The organism is Sphingopyxis sp. DBS4 (assembly GCF_024628865.1).
Classification (GTDB): Bacteria; Pseudomonadota; Alphaproteobacteria; order Sphingomonadales; family Sphingomonadaceae; genus Sphingopyxis.
Genome location: NZ_CP102384.1, coordinates 3,548,402 through 3,566,560, shown reverse-complemented (window position 1 = coordinate 3,566,560; position 18,159 = coordinate 3,548,402). Strand labels below are relative to the sequence as shown.

19 protein-coding genes are annotated in these 18,159 nt (G+C 66.3%); 10 read left to right on the top strand and 9 right to left on the bottom strand.

Going from position 1 to position 18,159, the window contains the following annotated elements:
* Positions 1 to 4 precede the first annotated feature (4 nt).
* The 4 genes from NP825_RS17080 to NP825_RS17065 all read right to left on the bottom strand — a co-directional run bounded on the left by NP825_RS17080 (position 5) and on the right by NP825_RS17065 (position 4,072).
* Positions 5 to 1,183 carry an efflux RND transporter periplasmic adaptor subunit gene (locus NP825_RS17080; protein ID WP_257545748.1) on the bottom strand — a complete coding sequence of 393 codons (1,179 nt, stop codon included), beginning with the start codon at positions 1,181 to 1,183 and terminating at the stop codon, positions 5 to 7.
* 137 nt (positions 1,184 to 1,320) lie between these two features.
* Positions 1,321 to 1,731, bottom strand: a complete 411-nt coding sequence (locus tag NP825_RS17075; RefSeq protein WP_257545745.1) for a hypothetical protein — start codon at positions 1,729 to 1,731, stop codon at positions 1,321 to 1,323.
* Positions 1,728 to 3,656, bottom strand: a complete 1,929-nt coding sequence (dxs, locus tag NP825_RS17070; protein ID WP_257545743.1) for a 1-deoxy-D-xylulose-5-phosphate synthase — start codon at positions 3,654 to 3,656, stop codon at positions 1,728 to 1,730. Before dxs ends, NP825_RS17075 begins: the two co-directional genes overlap by 4 nt.
* Positions 3,657 to 3,844: 188 nt before the next feature.
* Positions 3,845 to 4,072 (bottom strand): hypothetical protein, encoded by a 228-nt coding sequence (locus NP825_RS17065; protein WP_257545741.1) that lies wholly within the window; start codon positions 4,070 to 4,072, stop codon positions 3,845 to 3,847.
* 162 nt (positions 4,073 to 4,234) lie between these two features.
* On the opposite strand from NP825_RS17065, the gene NP825_RS17060 reads away from it, so the two are divergent.
* Positions 4,235 to 5,245 carry a MipA/OmpV family protein gene (locus tag NP825_RS17060; protein ID WP_257545739.1) on the top strand — a complete coding sequence of 337 codons (1,011 nt, stop codon included), beginning with the start codon at positions 4,235 to 4,237 and terminating at the stop codon, positions 5,243 to 5,245.
* On the opposite strand, the gene NP825_RS17055 is transcribed toward NP825_RS17060, so the two are convergent.
* Positions 5,236 to 6,144 (bottom strand): LysR family transcriptional regulator, encoded by a 909-nt coding sequence (locus NP825_RS17055; protein ID WP_257545737.1) that lies wholly within the window; start codon positions 6,142 to 6,144, stop codon positions 5,236 to 5,238. The two genes, NP825_RS17060 and NP825_RS17055, sit on opposite strands and share 10 nt — an antisense overlap.
* Before the next feature lie 97 nt (positions 6,145 to 6,241).
* Between NP825_RS17055 and NP825_RS17050 the strand changes: the two genes are divergently transcribed.
* The 9 genes from NP825_RS17050 to mmsB all read left to right on the top strand — a co-directional run bounded on the left by NP825_RS17050 (position 6,242) and on the right by mmsB (position 13,497).
* Positions 6,242 to 7,747: a CoA-acylating methylmalonate-semialdehyde dehydrogenase gene (locus tag NP825_RS17050; protein ID WP_257545734.1), complete on the top strand. Its 1,506-nt coding sequence runs from the start codon at positions 6,242 to 6,244 to the stop codon at positions 7,745 to 7,747.
* A 49-nt stretch (positions 7,748 to 7,796) separates the two neighbouring features.
* Positions 7,797 to 8,333, top strand: coding sequence for a hypothetical protein (locus tag NP825_RS17045; protein ID WP_257545732.1), 537 nt, complete (start codon positions 7,797 to 7,799; stop codon positions 8,331 to 8,333).
* A gap of 22 nt (positions 8,334 to 8,355) precedes the next feature.
* The gene (locus NP825_RS17040; RefSeq protein WP_374046500.1) at positions 8,356 to 8,661 is read left to right on the top strand and encodes an I78 family peptidase inhibitor; all 306 of its coding nucleotides are present in this window, start codon (positions 8,356 to 8,358) and stop codon (positions 8,659 to 8,661) included.
* Positions 8,654 to 9,058: a RidA family protein gene (locus tag NP825_RS17035; protein ID WP_257545728.1), complete on the top strand. Its 405-nt coding sequence runs from the start codon at positions 8,654 to 8,656 to the stop codon at positions 9,056 to 9,058. Before NP825_RS17040 ends, NP825_RS17035 begins: the two co-directional genes overlap by 8 nt.
* Before the next feature lie 42 nt (positions 9,059 to 9,100).
* The gene (locus NP825_RS17030) at positions 9,101 to 9,409 is read left to right on the top strand and encodes a GIY-YIG nuclease family protein (protein ID WP_257545726.1); all 309 of its coding nucleotides are present in this window, start codon (positions 9,101 to 9,103) and stop codon (positions 9,407 to 9,409) included.
* Between the two features lie 47 nt (positions 9,410 to 9,456).
* On the top strand, positions 9,457 to 10,602 hold the full coding sequence (locus NP825_RS17025) for an acyl-CoA dehydrogenase family protein (protein WP_257545724.1): 1,146 nt from the start codon (positions 9,457 to 9,459) through the stop codon (positions 10,600 to 10,602).
* The gene (locus NP825_RS17020) at positions 10,599 to 11,645 is read left to right on the top strand and encodes an enoyl-CoA hydratase/isomerase family protein (RefSeq protein ID WP_257545721.1); all 1,047 of its coding nucleotides are present in this window, start codon (positions 10,599 to 10,601) and stop codon (positions 11,643 to 11,645) included. Before NP825_RS17025 ends, NP825_RS17020 begins: the two co-directional genes overlap by 4 nt.
* 76 nt (positions 11,646 to 11,721) lie before the next feature.
* Entirely contained in the window at positions 11,722 to 12,504 is a 783-nt protein-coding gene (locus NP825_RS17015) for an enoyl-CoA hydratase-related protein (RefSeq protein ID WP_257545719.1), read from the top strand.
* Between the two features lie 117 nt (positions 12,505 to 12,621).
* A complete protein-coding gene (gene mmsB / locus NP825_RS17010) occupies positions 12,622 to 13,497 on the top strand; it encodes a 3-hydroxyisobutyrate dehydrogenase (RefSeq protein ID WP_257545716.1) in 876 nt (291 codons plus the stop codon).
* Positions 13,498 to 13,530: 33 nt separating this feature from the next.
* Here the strand turns inward: mmsB and NP825_RS17005 are convergent, their stop codons facing one another.
* From NP825_RS17005 to NP825_RS16990, 4 genes are all read right to left on the bottom strand, one after another.
* Complete coding sequence (locus NP825_RS17005) at positions 13,531 to 13,758, bottom strand: hypothetical protein (protein WP_257545714.1); 228 nt, start codon at positions 13,756 to 13,758, stop codon at positions 13,531 to 13,533.
* A gap of 153 nt (positions 13,759 to 13,911) precedes the next feature.
* Complete coding sequence (locus NP825_RS17000) at positions 13,912 to 15,945, bottom strand: 3-hydroxyacyl-CoA dehydrogenase NAD-binding domain-containing protein (RefSeq protein ID WP_257545712.1); 2,034 nt, start codon at positions 15,943 to 15,945, stop codon at positions 13,912 to 13,914.
* Positions 15,946 to 16,006: 61 nt separating this feature from the next.
* Entirely contained in the window at positions 16,007 to 17,209 is a 1,203-nt protein-coding gene (locus tag NP825_RS16995; RefSeq protein ID WP_257545710.1) for a serine hydrolase, read from the bottom strand.
* Positions 17,206 to 18,153, bottom strand: a complete 948-nt coding sequence (locus NP825_RS16990) for an aldo/keto reductase family protein (RefSeq protein ID WP_257545708.1) — start codon at positions 18,151 to 18,153, stop codon at positions 17,206 to 17,208. The genes NP825_RS16995 and NP825_RS16990 overlap by 4 nt, the downstream gene beginning before the upstream one ends.
* Positions 18,154 to 18,159 lie beyond the last annotated feature (6 nt).

Here is an 18,159-nt window from a genome sequence, read left to right as displayed (position 1 = left end):
GGGGCTATTGTCCTTTCGTCGCCGCACTCTTGTCCGCGGGCGCCCCTATCCGCTGCGGACTGCTGGCCGGAACCGGCTTGATCGGCGCACCCTGCCGCAGGTTGCCGACCCCCTGGCTGATGACCTTGTCGCCGGGCTTCAGCCCGTCGGTGACGACCCAGTTCGTCCCCACCGTGCGCTCGGCGACGATCTTGCGCCGCGCTGCCTTGTTGTCCTTGCCGACCAGATAGACGAAGGCCGACCCGTCGAAATCGCGCTGCACCGCGGTTTGCGGCACGAGCATCGCGGCCGGATTGATCGCCTGATCGAACAGCGCCGTCACGAACATGCCGGGAAGCAGCAGCCCCCCAGGGTTCGGAAAGCGCGCGCGCAGCGTCACCGTGCCGGTTTCCTCGCTGACCGTCACTTCCGAAAACTGCACCGTGCCGGGAAGAGGGTAGTCGCTGCCGTCCTCCAGCTTCAGCCGCACCGAGGTGCCGCCCGGCGTCACCCCGCCGCTGGCGAGCGCCTGGCGCAGCCGGGTGAGGTCGGCGCTCGACTGCTGCATGTCGACATAGATGGGGTCGGTCTGCTGGATCACCGCGAGCGGGGTCGCCTGGCTCGCGCTGACCAATCCGCCCGGCGTGACCAGGCTGCGGCCGATGCGCCCGCTGATCGGCGCCGACAGGCTGGTGTAGCGCAGGTTGATCCGCGCGGTTTCGAGCGCGGCGGCATTTTGCGCCACCGCGGCGCGCGCGCTGCGGGCCTGCGCCAGCGCGTCGGTATAATCCTGCTCGGCGACCGCCTGAATTTTCGCGAGCGGGGCAAAGCGCTTCGCTTTTTCCTCGGCCGCCTGCGCGCTGGCGCGGGCGCTCGCAAGATTCGCTTCGGCCTGATCGACCGCCGCCTGATAAAGGCTCGCATCGATCTGATAAAGCGGCTGACCGGCGCGGACGAAGCCGCCCTCGGTGAACAGGCGGCGGCGGATGACGCCGTTCACCTGCGGCCGTACCTCGCTCGTCTCGAAAGCGACGGTACGCCCGCCGAGCGAGGTGGTCACCGGCACCGCCTCCTGTTTGACGACGACATAGCCGACCTCGGCGGTGCGATTGCCGCCCTTCGCATCCTTGTCCGAACAGGCGCCGAGCGAAAGCGTCGCGATGCACAGGGCTCCGATCAGGAGCAGCGGCCTTGTCTTCGTCATCAGAATTCCGGTCTTGATTTGTGCCGGGCGGCTGGGGAGTCGGCGCTATTCAGCCGAATGGCAGGGGCCATGCAAGCGGTTTCGGGGCTTTGCGACAAAGTGCGACAATTTGGTTGCGCGCGATACCATCGCCCGCTTCATCGCCTGCCGCATCTCTGAAGCCAGCGGGCGAAATTCCGCACCGTCGTCTCCCAGCCATCCGGCCAATGCGGCATGTCCTTCGGGGACAGGTCATTCGCCGCACAGAAGTCGCTTAGCCAATCGCCCTGATTATCGGGGTCGATGGGCATGTCTTCCAGATAATTGTCGTCAGGATGGGGAGACAACTCGACACCCCAATGGGAATATTCTTCGGTAAATATTGTCCAGAGAAACTCGGCGATGTCAGGATCGCAATCGTCCATCAGAAGCGCGACGAATTCCTCACGTCCCGGATTCACGCGGCTTTTCGCCAAGGCCGCAACCTGTCGTTTGTTCGCCCGAGCGGCGAAGATGGCGAACAGCAGATAGAGTCCGACGCAGCCGGCGGCGAACCACCAGCCGTTCACGCCCGCGCGCCCGCCTCCTCGACGCCCGCGCTGTTGTGGCGGAGCGCCTTCAGTACCGTGTCGACGATCTGCGGCGCGTTGAGCCCCGCTTCGTCATATTGCGCCTCGGGCTTGTCCTGATCCTGAAAGACGTCGGGCAGCCGCATCGTGCGCAGTTTCAGCCCGGCGTCGATCAGCCCCTCGTCGCTCGCGAGCGTCAGCACATGCGCGCCGAGCCCGCCGATGCTGCCTTCCTCGATCGTCACGCAGACCTCGTGGGCGGCCAGCGTCCTGCGGATCAGTTCCTCGTCGAGCGGCTTGGCGAAGCGCAGGTCGATTACGCTCGTCGACAGGCCGCGCGCTTCCAGCGTGTCGGCCGCTTTCAGCGCCTCGGCGAGCCGGGTGCCGAGCGACAGGATCGCGACCGTCTTGCCCTGGCGGACGACGCGGCCCTTGCCGATCGCGAGCTTTTGCGGAACCTCGGGCAGCGCCACGCCGGTGCCGCTTCCGCGCGGATAGCGGAAAGCGATCGGGCCCGCGTCATATTCGGCGGCAGTATAGGTCATGTGGACGAGCTCGGCCTCGTCGGCCGCGGCCATCACCACCATATTGGGCAAGGTCGCGAGATAGGTGATGTCGAAGCTGCCGGCGTGGGTCGATCCGTCGGCGCCGACCAGCCCCGCGCGATCGATCGCGAAGCGCACCGGCAGATTCTGGATCGCGACGTCGTGGACGACCTGGTCGTAGGCGCGCTGGAGGAAGGTCGAATAGATCGCCGCGAACGGCCGCATTCCCTGCGCCGCGAGCCCCGCCGCGAAGGTCACCGCATGCTGCTCGGCGATGCCGACGTCGAAGCTGCGATCGGGATGCGCCTTGGCGAATTTGTCGACCCCGGTCCCCGACGGCATCGCCGCGGTGATCGCGACGATCCGCTTGTCGGTCTCGGCAAGCCTCGCCAGCGTCTCGCCAAAGACGTTCTGATAGGCGGGCGGCCCCGGCGGTGCCTTCGCCTGCACGCCGGTGATGACGTCGAATTTCTGTACGCCGTGATATTTGTCGGCCGCGGCTTCGGCGGGGGCATAGCCCTTGCCCTTCTGCGTCACCGCATGGATCAGCACCGGGCCATGGTCGCTGTCGCGGACATTTTCGAGCACCGGGATCAGATGGTCGAGATTATGTCCGTCGATCGGCCCGACATAATAAAAGCCCAGCTCCTCGAACAAGGTGCCGCCCATCGCCATGCCGCGCGCGAACTCGTCGGTCTTCTTCGCCGCCTTGTGGAGCGGCTGCGGCAGCTTGCGCGCAAAGCGCCGCGCGATCTCGCGCAGCTCGACGAACGGCCGCGACGACACGAGCTTGGCGAGATAGGCCGAAAGGCCGCCGACCGGCGGCGCGATCGACATGTCATTGTCGTTGAGGATGACGATCAGCCGATTGCCCGCGGCGGCGGCATTGTTCATCGCCTCATAGGCCATGCCCGCCGACATCGATCCGTCGCCGATCACCGCGATCGCCCGGCCGGGCTCGTCCTTCAGCTTGTTGGCGATCGCGAAGCCGAGCGCGGCGCTGATCGAGGTCGACGAATGCGCCGCCCCGAACGGGTCGTATTCGCTCTCGCTGCGCTTGGTGAAGCCCGAAAGCCCGCCGCCGGTCCGCAGCGTCCGGATGCGGTCGCGGCGGCCGGTGACGATCTTGTGCGGATAGCATTGATGCCCGACGTCCCAGACGATCTTGTCGCGCGGCGTGTCGAACACATAGTGGAGCGCGACCGTCAGCTCGACGACGCCGAGGCCCGAGCCCAGGTGCCCGCCGGTGGTGCCGACGGCCGAAATCATCTCTGCGCGCAGTTCGTCGGCGAACTGGCGGAGGTCTTCGGGCTTCAGCTTGCGGAGGTCGGCGGGGACATCCACCGTGTCGAGCAGCGGCGTATGCGGACGATCGGTCATCGCGGCGTCATACTGGTAACCGCAGATAGTGTCGAATAAAAAGCCTCCCCTCCCTGCAAGGGAGGGGTGCGAAGACTTGGCAGCTCGCTGCCTAGTCGCAGCGGGGTGGGTAAGCGACCCGAAGGAACTCCGAAGGAAAGAACGCCTGCGGCGACCCACCCCCCGCCCCTCCCTTGCAGGGAGGGGAGCTATTCTTCCTCTTCCTCGCGCCCTTTCGCCGTAGCGATCTGCGCATACAGCCCGCGCACCATCAGGTCGGTGAACACCAGCATCGCCCCCACCATCGCGAGCAGCAGCACGACCGCGATCACCGGAAACGGCCCGATCGTCGCGATCGCCTCGCGCCGCGTCACCGCCGCGATCAGCGCCGCGCTCGCGAGCAGCGCATAGCCCGCGAACCGTCCGGCGCGGCTCATCGGGAACCGATGCGCGCTCGCGCGGATAGAAAGGAAGGCAGGACGGAGCGATGCATGAAAGCCACGATGAAGCGAAAAGCCTCCCCCGGCAAGACGAAGTCTTTGCATTGTCGGGGCAATCCCATACACCCGCTGCCAGAGGGGCAAGAACATAGGATGGATATGCCCGATTTGACGTCGCTCTTCCGCTTCCTCCGCCTGGCGCCGATCCTTGCTGCCCTCGCGGGCTTCGCGGCGCCCGCCGCGGCCGAGGAGGTCGCGCTTCCCTACGATCTGCCGCTCACCGCCGATCCGTCACCGGTCGCTGTGCCCGCCGATGCGCCGGTGCACTTCGTGCAGGACAGCGGCGACATCGATGACAATATCCTGCTGCCCGCCGCGCGGCCGCAGGACGATCGTGAGGACCGCCGCTATGCGCGCGACTATTTCGCGCTCGCCGCGGGGGTGATCACCGTGCCGAGCTATAATGGCTCGGACGAGCGCAACGTCCTCCCCGCCTTCTATTTCCGCGGGCGCTACAAGGGGTACAGCTTCTCGACCCGCGGCACCAATTTTCAGGTCGACCTGATCCGTCAGAAGCGCGGGCAGCGGACCGACTTCAAGTTCGGTCCGATCATCAACCTGCGCAGCGACCGCACCGGCCGCATCAAGGACGCGCAGGTCGAGGCGCTCGGCGACCGCAAGATGGCGGTCGAGCTCGGCATTTCGGCGGGGATCACGCAATCGGGTATCATCACCAGCCGCTACGACCAGATCGGTTTCCGCGTCGTCGGGGTCAAGGACATCAGCGGCCGGCACGGAAGCTGGGTCGTCTCGCCGACGATCGATTATGGCACGCCGCTGTCGAAGCGCGCCTATATCGGCCTTTCGGCGTCATTCAACCTCTATGGCAAAGGCTTCGGCCGCTATTATTTCGACGTCGATCCGGTCGGCAGCGCCGCGAGCGGGTTGCCCGTCTATACCGGCGCGGGGCGCAAGGCGACGCTCGGCAAATATACGATCGGCATGGCCGGCGCCTATTCGCTGTCGGGCGATCTGCGCAAGGGCTTCGTGCTGATCGGCGGCGCGCAATATGGCCGGATGACGAGCCGTTTCGGGGCTTCGCCGATCGTCGACGTCGCCGGCAGCCGCGACCAGTGGCTCATGGGCGGCGGGCTCGCCTATCAGTTCTGAGCGGCGCGCGCGGCATCGGCCGGCACCAGCAGGCTCCGATTCTCGCGCACCTCGGCATCGAGCCATTCGATGAAGGCGCGGATCCGCGGTTGCGGCGCGACGTCGCGGTGGAGCGCGAGCCAGAAGGCGCGCGCGATCACCTGATCGGCGCGGACGCGCACCAGCGCGGGGTCGTCCGCGGCCAGGAAACAGGGCAGGACGCCGACCCCGGCGCCGCCCGCGATCATCCGCCGCTGCGCGAGGATCGACGATGAGCGCACGGTGGCGCGCAGCCCGGGCTCGATCTCGCCCAAATAGTCGAGCTCGGGCGCATAGAGGATGTCGGGCATGTAACCGATCACCGGAATCCCCGCGCGTGCCAGCGGCGTCCGCTCGGCCGCGTCGCACCATTCGGGCCGGTCGGCGGGGGCATAGAGGCCCAGGCTGTAATCCGACAGTTTGCGCGTGATCAGCGGGCCTTTTCGGGGCCGCGCGAGCAGGATCGCCATATCGGCCTCGCGCCGCGACGGGTCGAGGAAGCCCGACGAGGCGACGAGGTCGATCTCGAGCTCGGGATGCGCAGCGACGAAGCCGCCGAGCCGCGGCGCGATGAAGCTGTTGCCGAAGCCTTCGGAAACGCTGACCCGCAACTGCCCTGACAGGCCCGTTTCCTCGTCGCGTGTATGAATGCGCGCCGCCGCCGCCGCCATCGCTTCGGCGTGCGGCACGAGCGCGCGGCCCGCCGCGGTCAGGACGAAGCCGGTGGGCGCGCGCTCGAACAAGGTCTGGCCGAGCGCGGTTTCGAGCGCGCTCACCCGGCGGCTGACCGTGGTTGCATCGACGTGCAGCGCCGCCCCCGCCCGCGCGAGCGTGCCGTGACGCGCGACGAACAGGAAATATTGCAGCTTGTCCCAGTCCATATCCTGCAAATATGCAGTATGACCCTGCAAGTCTATCCCTTGCAATCGCCCCGTAACTGGTCTGTGGCAGCGACAAGATTTTACGGGAGACTCGAACATGCGACAGATCGACCATCACATCGCCGGCGGGGCAGGCGGTAGCGCCAGTGGTTCGGGGCGCTTCGGCGATATCCTCGACCCCAATAATGGCGGCGTGCAGGCGCGGGTCGCGCTCGGTGATCGCGCCGTGCTCGACCGCGCCGTCGCCGCCGCGAAGGCCGCGCAGCCCGGCTGGGCGACGACCAATCCGCAGCGCCGCGCCCGCGTCATGTTCGAATTCAAGCGGCTGGTCGAGGCCAATCTGGAAGAACTCGCGCAGATGCTGTCGGCTGAACATGGCAAGGTGATCGCCGACGCGCGCGGCGACGTCCAGCGCGGGCTCGACGTCGTCGAATTCGCCTGCGCCGCGCCGCATGTGCTGAAGGGCGACTATACGATCGGCGCCGGTCCCGGCATCGACGTCTATTCGATGCGCCAGCCGATCGGCATCGGCGCGGGCATCACCCCGTTCAACTTTCCCGCGATGATCCCGTTGTGGATGGGCGCGATCGCGACCGTCGTCGGCAACGCCTTCATTCTGAAGCCCAGCGAACGCGACCCGTCGGTTCCCGTGCGCCTGTCGGAATTGTTCCTCGAGGCGGGGATGCCCGAAGGGATCTTCCAGACCGTCCACGGCGACAAGGAGATGGTCGACGCGATCCTCGACCACCCCGATATCGGCGCGGTCAGCTTCGTCGGCTCGTCGGACATCGCGCATTATGTCTACAACCGCGGCGTCGCGAACGGAAAGCGCGTCCAGGCAATGGGCGGCGCGAAGAACCACGGCATCGTCATGCCCGACGCCGACCTCGATCAGGTGGTGAACGACCTGACCGGCGCGGCCTTTGGCTCGGCCGGCGAACGCTGCATGGCGCTGCCGGTCGTCGTGCCGGTCGGCGAGGACACCGCGAACCGCCTCCGCGACAAGCTCGTCCCCGCGATCGAGGCGTTGCGCGTCGGCGTGTCGACCGATGCCGAGGCGCATTACGGCCCGGTGGTCACCGAAGCGCACAAGCAGAAAGTCGAGGGCTGGATCCAGAAATGCGCCGACGAGGGCGCCGAGCTCGTCATCGACGGCCGCGGTTTCACGCTGCAGGGGCATGAGAAGGGCTTCTTCGTCGGCCCGACGCTGTTCGATCATGTCACTCCCGACATGGAAAGCTATAAGGAAGAAATCTTCGGCCCCGTCCTCCAGATCGTCCGCGCGCCTGATTTCGAGAGTGCGCTCGAACTGCCGTCGAAGCATCAATATGGCAACGGCGTCGCGATCTTCACCCGCAACGGCCACGCCGCGCGTGAATTCGCCGCGCGCGTCAATGTCGGCATGGTCGGGATCAACGTGCCGATCCCGGTGCCCGTCGCCTACCATAGCTTCGGCGGCTGGAAGCGTTCGGCGTTCGGCGACACCAACCAGCACGGCATGGAAGGCGTGAAATTCTGGACCAAGGTCAAGACCGTCACCGCGCGCTGGCCCGACGGTTCGCCCGATGGCGGCAACGCCTTCGTCATCCCGACGATGGGCTAGGCAACCCTTGCGCCGGGTCGACCATTTCTCCTGTCGAAGGAGAAGGACGATGATGCGATGGACGATGCCGGCGGCGCTGCTGCTGCTCGCCGCCTGTAGTGGCGGCGACAAGGACGAGCAGGCCGAAGCCGACAAGGTGCCCGCGGTGCCGACGGTTCCCGAGGCCGCCCCCGCGGCGCCCGCCGCGGCGCAGGAAAGCGCGCCCGACTATGCCGCCGACCCCGCGGTGAAGCCGCCCGCGAAGCCCGACCCCGGTATCGGTCAGGGCGACGCGGCGATTCCCGTCGCGCTTCAGGGGCGCTGGGGATTGGTCGCGGCCGACTGCACTTCGACCAAGGGCGACGCAAAGGGGCTGCTGACGATCGGCGCGGGTGACCTTCGCTTCTACGAATCGCAGGGAATCCTGGCGCATATCCGCGAGCGCAGCGCGACGCGGCTCGTCGCCGACTACAAGTTCAGCGGCGAAGGCGAGGATTGGGACCGGCTGATGCAACTCACGGTGCAGGACGGCGGCAAGACGCTCGTCCGCCGCGATTATGGCGAGGGTGCCGCGCCCGAGCCGATGCGCTATAGCCGCTGTGCCTGATGGCCAGAAAGGGAGATTCATGATGGACATTCGCCTGCTTGGCTTGGTCGCCGCCGCCCTGCCGCTCGCCGCTTGTGCGGCCAGCGACGCGCCCGCCGAATCGACCCCGCCGCCGCCCGCCCAGATGACCTGCAACGCCGATGCGGGGGCGAGCTTTGTCGGTCAGACCGCGACGCCCGATCTGGGCGGCGCGATCGTCAAGGCGACCGGCGCGCGCACGCTGCGCTGGGGCCCGCCGCGCTCGGCGATGACGATGGATTACCGGCAGGACCGGGTGAATGTGATGTACGACGATGCGTACAAGATCACGCAGGTCACCTGTGGCTGAATCCAGCCGCCGTAAATACAGCTCGGCATCTCCGTTCGAACCCATCTATGGCTACAGCCGCGCGGTTCGGGTGGGGAATCGCATCGACGTCGCCGGCTGCGCGCCGATCGAGTCTGACGGCTCGTCGACCCCCGGCGACGCCGGGGCGCAGGCTGCGCGCTGCCTGGCGATCATCGGCGAAGCGCTCGCGGCGCTCGGCGGCAGCTTCGCCGACGTCGTCCGCACCCGCATGTACATCACCGACGCCGCCGATGCCGACCGCGTCGGCCATGCCCATGGCGCGGTGTTCAAGGACATCCGCCCGGCCGCGACGATGCTCGTCATCCCCGCGCTGATCCGCCCCGAGTGGAAAGTCGAAATCGAGGCCGAGGCCATCCTCTCGGGTCCGTCATGCTGACGAAAGTCAGCATCCATTTGGCGCTACGCCAGAAGGACCGAAATGCGGGAGCGATATCCTTGCGTCTATATCATGGCGAGCGGCCGGCACGGCACGATTTACATTGGCGTGACATCGGATCTGATGGCGCGCATTCACCAGCATCGCGAAGGCCTGATCGAGGGCTTTACCAAGCGCCACGGCGTGAGGCGGCTCGTCTATTACGAGATGCATGGAACGATGGACGCGGCGATCACGCGCGAAAAGCAGCTCAAGGCATGGAAGCGCGACTGGAAGATCGCCTTGATCGAACAGGAAAATCCGTTTTGGGAAGATTGGGCGGTTCGGCTCGGCTTCCCGCCGCTAACGTAGTTTCGAATGGATGCTGACTTTCGTCAGCATGACGGCAGAGAAGAAATATGACCGACCAGTTCCAGCTTACCGACGACCAGCTCGCCATTCAGGACATGGCGCGCAAATTCACCGCCGATCGCATCACGCCTTTCGCGGCCGAATGGGACGAGACGCATCATTATCCCGTCGATGTCTGGAAGGCGGCGGGCGAGCTCGGCTTCGGCGCGATTTACGTGGCCGAGGAATCGGGCGGCATCGGGCTCGGCCGGCTCGAGGCGGCGCTGATCATGGAGGCGATGGCCTATGGCTGCCCCGCGACCAGCGCTTATGTCTCGATCCACAATATGGCGACGTGGATGATCGACCGTTTCGGCGGCGCGGAGATCAAGGCGCGCTTCCTGCCCGAGCTCGTCAGCATGGAGAAGATCGCCTCCTATTGCCTGACCGAGCCGGGGTCGGGGTCGGACGCCGCGGCGCTCAAGACCACGGCGAAAAGGGACGGCGACCATTATGTGCTGAACGGCACCAAGCAGTTCATTTCGGGGGCGGGCACCAACGACATCTATGTCTGCATGGTCCGCACCGGTGAAGAGAAGTCGAAGGGCATTTCCTGCCTCGTCATCGAAAAGGACATGCCGGGTCTCAGCTTCGGCGCGCCCGAAAAGAAGCTCGGCTGGAACGCCTCGCCGACCGCGCAAGTGATCTTCGAGGATTGCCGTGTGCCGGTCGAAAACCGGGTCGGCGCCGAAGGCGACGGCTTCCGCTTCGCGATGGCGGGGCTCGACGGCGGGCGGCTCAACATCGGCGCCTGTTCGCTCGGCGGCGCGCAGCGCTGCCTCGACGAAGCGATCGCCTACACCAGGGACCGCCAGCAGTTCGGGCAGCCGATCGCCGATTTCCAGAACACCCAGTTCATGCTCGCCGACATGGCGACCGACCTCGAAGCGTCGCGCGCCCTGCTCTATCTCGCGGCGGCGAAGGTCACCGCGAACGCCCCCGACAAGTCGCGCTTTTCGGCGATGGCGAAGCGGCTCGCGACCGACAACGGCAGCAAGATCGTCAACGACGCGCTGCAGCTGTTCGGCGGCTACGGCTATCTGAAGGATTATCCGATCGAGCGCTTCTGGCGCGACCTGCGCGTCCATTCGATCCTCGAAGGGACCAACCAGGTGATGCGGATGATCGTGGGAAGGGACCTGCTGCGCCAATGACCGAAGATGTTCTGATCAGCACCGATGGCCGCGTGGGCCGCCTGTCGCTCAATCGCCCCAAGGCGATTCACGCGCTCAATCTGCCGATGTGCGAGGCGATGATCGACGCGCTCGTCGGGTGGCGCGGGGATGGCGCCGTCGAGGCGGTGATCATCGACCATAGCGAGGGGCGCGGTTTCTGCGCCGGCGGCGATATCCGTATGCTCGCGGAAAGCGGCGCGAAGGATGGGAAGGAGGCGCGCGCTTTCTTCCACACCGAATATCGCCTCAACCATCTGCTCTTCACCTATCCGAAGCCCGTCGTCGCCTTCATGGACGGCATCACGATGGGCGGCGGGGTCGGCATTTCGCAGCCCGCACCCTATCGCGTCGCGACCGAGCACACGCGCTTCGCGATGCCCGAAACGGGGATCGGCCTGTTCCCCGACGTTGGCGGCGGCTGGTATCTGCCGCGCCTCGAAGGCCGCGTCGGGGTCTTTCTCGCGCTCACCGGCGCGCGGCTCGACGGCGCCGAATGCCTCGCGCTCGGCCTTGCGACCCATTATCTGCCGTCCGAAAAGCTCGCCGAAGCGAAGGCGCGTATCGCGCAGCATCCGGACCGTATCGGCGGCATATTGGGCGAACTGTCGGTCACTGCGCCGCCCGCCGCAATCACCGGGCAGATCGACCGGATCAACCGCCTGTTCGCCAGCGACCGCTACGAGGATATCCTTGCCGCGCTCGAGGCCGATGGCGGCGAATGGGCGGCGAAGGAGCTTGATGCGCTCCGCACCAAGAGCCCGCAGACCTGCAAGGTCGCGCTGCGCCAGCTCAAGGAAGGCGGCGCGATGCCCGACTTCGCGAGCCAGATGGCGCAGGAATATGCGATCGGCAGCCGTGTCGTTCAGATGCACGATTTCATCGAGGGCGTCCGGGCGCTGATCATCGACAAGGACAACAGTCCGAAATGGGACCCGCCGACCCCCGAGGCGGTCACCGACGACTGGATCGACGCAATCTTCGCGCCGTTGCCAGAAAACGAGAAATGGACCCCTCTAACCTAAACCGTCACCCCGGCGAAGGCCGGGGTCTCGCCGTCGAGATTCCGGCCTTCGCCGGAATGACGAAGGAGATTGCCGAATGACATACGAAACCCTCCTCGTCGAGCAGCGCGGCGCCGTCACGCTGGTGACATTGAACCGCCCGCAGGCGCTGAACGCGCTCAACTCGTCGGTGCTCGACGATCTGATCGCGGCCTTCGCGGCTTTCGAGGCCGACCCCGGCCAGCGCTGCGCCGTGCTCACCGGATCGGGCGACAAGGCGTTTGCCGCGGGTGCCGATATCAAGGAAATGGCCGACAAGCCGGCGGCCGATTTCTACCTCGAAGACTTCTTCTCGAAATGGACGAGCGACTTCGTGAAGAAGGTCCGCAAGCCGTGGATCGCCGCGGTGAACGGCTTCGCCTTGGGCGGCGGCTGCGAACTGGCGATGATGGCCGATTTCATCATCGCGTCGGAAAAAGCGAAATTCGGCCAGCCCGAAATCAAGCTCGGCGTCGCGCCGGGCATGGGCGGGTCGCAGCGGCTGACCCGCGCGGTCGGCAAGGCGAAGGCGATGGAGATGTGCCTCACCGGCCGGATGATGGATGCTGTCGAGGCCGAACGCTCGGGGCTGGTCGCGCGCGTCGTCGCGCACGAGACGCTGGTCGACGAAGCGGTGAAGACCGCCGCGACGATCGCTTCGATGCCGCCGATGGCCGCGATGGTGAACAAGGACATGGTCAACGCCGCATTCGAAACGACGCTCGACCAGGGGCTGCTCTACGAACGCCGCCTGTTCCAGATCCTCGCCGCGACCGAGGACAAGGCCGAAGGCATGGCCGCCTTCATCGAAAAGCGCGAAGGCGTGTGGAAGGGGCGGTGAGCCCGGTCCCCCTCCCGCGTGCGGGAGGGGTTAGGGAGGGCCTGTTTCCTCCCCGCCAGTGCAATATTCGGGACAGGCCCTCCCCCGGCCCCTCCCGCAAGCGGGAGGGGAGAGAATATGAAAATCGCTTTCATCGGACTCGGCAATATGGGCGGCGGCATGGCCGCGAACCTTGCGAACGCTGGGCATGAGGTCCGCGCCTTCGACCTTAGCGAAGAAGCACTCGTCCGCGCGGTCGAGGCTGGCTGCGCCCGCGCCGCTTCAGCAGCCGAAGCCGTCACCGGCGCCGAGGCGGTGGTGACGATGCTCCCCGCGGGCAAGCATGTCGCGGGCGTTTATGAAAGCGACGTCTTCCCGAACGCCGCGCCGGGCACTTTGCTGCTCGACTGCTCGACGATCGACGTCGCGACCGCACGCTCGAATATCGAAGCGGCGACCGCGAAAGGCCTCGTCGCGGTCGACGCGCCGGTCTCGGGCGGTATCGCCGCCGCCAATGCGGGAACGCTGACCTTCATGGTCGGCGGCACCGATGAAGGCTTTGCGCGCGCCGAGCCGATCCTTGGCGTAATGGGCAAGGCGGTGATCCACGCCGGCGGCGCTGGCGCGGGGCAGGGGGCGAAAATCTGCAACAACATGCTGCTCGGCGCGTCGATGATCGCAACATGCGAAAGCCTCGCGCTCGCGCAGAAGCTCGGGCTCGACCCGCAGACTTTCTTCGACATCGCCAGTGTGTCGTCGGGGCAATGCTGGTCGCTGACCAGCTATGCGCCGCTCCCCGGCGTCGGCCCGGCGACCCCCGCCGACAATGATTACAAGGGTGGTTTCGCCGCGGCGTTGATGCTCAAGGATCTGCGCCTCGCGATGGAGGCGGCGGCGAGCGTCGACGCCGATGTCCCGATGGGCAGCCGCGCGCGCGAGCTTTATGAAGCCTTCGTGGCGGCCGATCCCGACCATCGCGATTTTTCGGCGATCATCCAGACGTTGCAGAAATAGCGCGTCGCCCGCCTTTGTGGTGGCGGCGGAGCTTCAATAAAAATCCGCCGTCTCGCCGCCGTCGCGGCGTGCGGTGCGATGAAGCTGCGTCGGCGTGCGGCGATCGCCGGTCTTGATCTCCAGCCGATCGCCCACACGCCGAACCTCCGCGGGCGCCAAGATGCGCGCCCGCGCCACGCCGACCGCAGTCGCCTGCGGCGGTGTCGCAGCGGGCGGCGACACAGCGCTTCCGGCAAGCAGCAGGGCGGCAATCAGGGACATCGCATTCATGCTCTGCCCTAACGACGGCCATTGCCACCATCTTAACCCTGAATCGCAAGTTTTCGCTCATGCCTGCGGCGGTGCGCAGGCAAAAGAAAGGCCGTCTGCCCCGGTGTGGGACAGGCGGCCCTGCTTTGCTTGGCGGCTAAAGACTCAGAACCCGCTCTTCGCTGCCGCCTTTTCCTTGAGCAGCGGCGCCACCGCAAAGCCATGGCTTTCCAGCGCCGCGGCGATCTTGTCGGTGCCTTCGATGCCCGCCCAGAACATCGGGCCGCCGCGATAGACCGGCCAGCCATAGCCGTAGATCCACACGACATCGATGTCGCTCGCGCGCTGCGCCTTGCCTTCGGCGAGGATCAGCGCACCCTCGTTGACCATCGGATAGAGCGTGCGTTCGATGATCTCCTGATCGGTGATCTCGCGCTTTTCGACCCCCGCCCGCTTGCGGAACTCCGCGATGATCTCCTCGACCCGCGCGCTCGGCGTGGGGGTGCGCTTCTCGTCATAGTCGTAGAAGCCCGCCTGTTTCTTCTGCCCCCAGCGACCCTCGGCGCAGAGCGCGTCGCGGATGCTTTCGATGCGGTTCGGGTCGCGGTGCCAGCCGATGTCGACGCCGGCAAGGTCGCTCATCTGGAACGGGCCCATCGGCATGCCGAATTCGACATGCACCTTGTCGACCTGCTGCGGGGTCGCGCCTTCGAGCAGCAGCTTCTGCGCCTCGATCTGGCGCGGCGCGAGCATGCGGTTGCCGATGAAGCCGTGGCAGACGCCCGCGACGACCGCGACCTTGCCGATCTTTTTGCCGATCGCCATCGCGGTCGCCAGCACATCGTCGGCGGTCTTGTCGCCGCGCACCACCTCGAGCAGCTTCATCACGTTGGCGGGCGAGAAGAAGTGCATGCCGAGCACGTCGCCGGGGCGGCTGGTCGACGCCGCGATCTCGTTGACGTCGAGATAGCTGGTGTTCGAGGCGAGGATCGCGCCGGGCTTGGCGATCTTGTCGAGCTTGCCGAAAATCTCCTTCTTGACGCCCATATCCTCATAGACCGCCTCGATGATCAGGTCGCAGTCGGCGAGCGCATCGAGTTCGAGCGCGGGGGTGATCAGCCCCATCATCTGGTCGACCTGTTCGGGTTTGAAGCGACCCTTGGCGGCCGATGCGTCGTAATTCTTGCGCACGACGCCGAGCCCGCGGTCGAGCGCTTCCTGCTGCATCTCGACGATCGTGCAGCGAAAGCCCTTCTGCAGGAAGTTCATCATGATGCCGCCGCCCATCGTGCCGGCGCCGATGATCCCGACATGCTTGATGTCGCGCAGCTTGATGTCCTTGGGCAGGCCGTCGATCTTCGCGGCCTGGCGCTCGGCGAAGAAGATGTGGCGCTGCGCCGCCGACTGGCTGCCCATCATCAGCTTCATGAATTCCTGACGCTCGAACGCCAGACCTTCGTCGAAGGGCAGGCGCGTCGCCGCCTCGACGCAGGCGAGGTTGGCGTAAGGCGCCTCGAAGCCGCGCCAGCGCTTGGCGTTGGCGGTCTTGAGCTGCTCGATCACCGCGACGTCGCCGAACACCTTGCGCTCGCGCGTCGGGCGCGGGCCGTCGGCGATCTTGGCGCGGGCAAAGGCGATCGCGTCGGCGGCGAGGCTGTCCTCGCCCGCCAGTTCGTCGACGAGGCCGAGCTCTTTCGCCTTGGCGGCGGGAAGCGGTTCGCCGAGCGAGGTCATCGTCGCCGCGGCCTCGACCCCGACGACGCGCGGCAGGCGCTGCGTGCCGCCGGCGCCGGGCAGCAGGCCGAGCTTCACTTCGGGGACGCCGAGCTTCGCCGACGGAACGGCGACGCGATAATGGCAGACGAGCGCGGTCTCCAGCCCGCCGCCGAGCGCGGTGCCGTGAATCGCGGCGACGACCGGCTTCGACGCCGCCTCGATCATGTTGAGCACCGCGTTGAAATCGGGCCCGCGCGGGGCTTTTCCGAATTCGCTGATGTCGGCGCCGGCGATGAAGGTGCCGCCGTCGCAGCGCAGCACGATCGCCTTGACGCCGTCGTCGGCGAGCGCGGCCTCGAAATGATCCTTCAGGCCCTGGCGGACGTGCCACGAGAGCGCGTTTACCGGGGGATTGTTGACGATGACGACGGCGATTTCGCCGTCCTTCTGCATCGTCACGCTGACGGGGGTTTCATCGGACATGGGAGAACTCCTTCAATCAATAGACCGTCCGCGCGCGGCGAACGGAAAGGGGTGTTGCATTTCAGTCGTCGATCGCGGCGTGAACGAGAGTCTTGACCTCGCGCCGCACGGGATAGGTGGAGGAGGGCATGAGCTGGGTCATGAAGACCATGCAGATTTCCTCGACCGGATCGACGAAGAAGCCGGTCGAGAACATGCCGCCCCAGTAAAAATCGCCCGCCGAGCCCGGAATCCCCGCGGCCGCGGGATCGAGCGTCACTGCGAAGCCGAGGCCGAAGCCGACTCCGGCATTCTCGTCTTCCGAAAAGATGCCGACGCTGTGCTGCGTCAGGTCGCCGCCGCCGACGAGATGGTTCGACGTCATCAGGTCCAGCGTCTTGCGGCTGATGATCCGTACATCGCCCAATTTCCCGCCGCCGAGCAGCATCAGGCAGAAGCGGTGATAGTCGTGGAGCGTCGAGGCGAGCCCGCCGCCGCCCGAATGGAAGCTCCTGTCCTTTGCCCAGCGGCTGCGGTCGCCACCGTCGAACTGCTGCATCTTGTCCTTCGGGTGAAAGGCATAGGCGTCGGTCAGCCGGTGCTGCTGGTCGGCGGGCACCTTGAACCCGGTATCGACCATGGCGAGCGGGCCGAAAATGCGCTCTTGCAGGACCTGGTCAAAGGGCTTGCCCTCGATCCGCTCGATCACCGCGCCGAGGACATCGGTCGCCATCGAATAATTCCAGTGCGCGCCGGGGTCGAATTGCAGCGGAATCTTCGCCAGCCCCTCGATGAAGCTGTCCATCGTGAAGGCGGCATCGAAATCGTCGATCTTCGTCTTGCGATAGGCGGCGTCGACCGGCGTGCGCTCCTGAAAGCCATAGGTCAGCCCGGAGGTGTGGCGGAGCAGGTCGACCATCAGGATCGGGCGCACCGGCGGGCGGGTCAGGAAGGGAACATTGCCGCCACCCGCGACGAAGACGCCGGTGTCCCTGAACTCGGGGCAGAACTTCACCAGCGGATCGGACAGCGCGACCTTGCCTTCCTCGACCAGCATCATGAAGGCGATGCTGGTGATCGGCTTGGTCATGCTGGCGATGCGAAAGATCGCATCCTCCTTCAGCGCTTCGCCCGGTCGCGCTTCGCCGATGCACGACAGATGCGCGATCTCGCCGCGCCGCGACACCAAAGTCGCCGCGTGCGGCAGGCGGCCGCTATCGACATATTTCGCCGCGAGGAAAGCCGGGATGCGGTCCAGCCGCCTGGTATCGAAACCGTGACTCACGAAATGCGGACTCCTTCGAGGATGGCGGCGGCTTCGGCGAGCAACGCCGGGTTGATCGCGAGGTCGGCCGCCCTGGCGGTTTCGCGAAGTTGGTCGGGTCTGCTCGCGCCGACGATCGCGCTCGTGATGCCCGGCTGCGCGAGCACCCACGCAATCGCGAGCTGCGCCAGCGAGCATCCGGCCTTGTCGGCGACCGATTTCAATCCCTGCACCGCTTCGAGCACCGGGTCGGTCAGGAACTGCTGCATGAAATGCGCGTCGTCGCTCGTCGCGCGGCTTCCCTCGGGCAGCGCGGCGCCGGGCAGATATTTGCCGCTGAGCACGCCCTGCGCGAGCGGCGACCAGACGATCTGGCCGATGCCGTTCGCGATGCTGATCGGGATGACCTTCTTTTCGGCGCGGCGATAGAGCAGGCTGTATTGCGGCTGGCTCGACACGAATTTGACCGATGGCGGCGCCAGCGCGAGCGCCGCCTCAATCTGTTCGGGCGACCATTCGGAAAATCCGATCGCGCGCGCCTTGCCGCTGCGCACGACGTCGGACAGCGCCTCCATCGTCTCTTCGAGCGGGGTGTCGGGATCGTAGCGATGGCATTGATAGAGGTCGACATAGTCGGTGCGAAGCCGCGTCAGGCTCGCATCGATCTGCTTCGCCACCTGCGCCGCCGACAGCCCCTTGTCGCTCTCGGTCATCGGAAAGAAGAGTTTCGTCGCGAGCACATAGGAGTCGCGCGGCCGTCCTCTCAGCGCATCGCCGAGGAAGCTCTCCGCGGCGCCGCGACCATAGATGTTTGCGGTGTCGATGAAGTTGATCCCGGCATCGAACGATGCATCGACGCAGGCGCGGCCCGCGCTGTCGTCGACTCCGACGCCATAGGTCAGCCAGCTGCCGAGGCAGATCGCCGAAACCTCGATCCCGCTGTCGCCGAGCTGTCGATACTGCATCGCCAA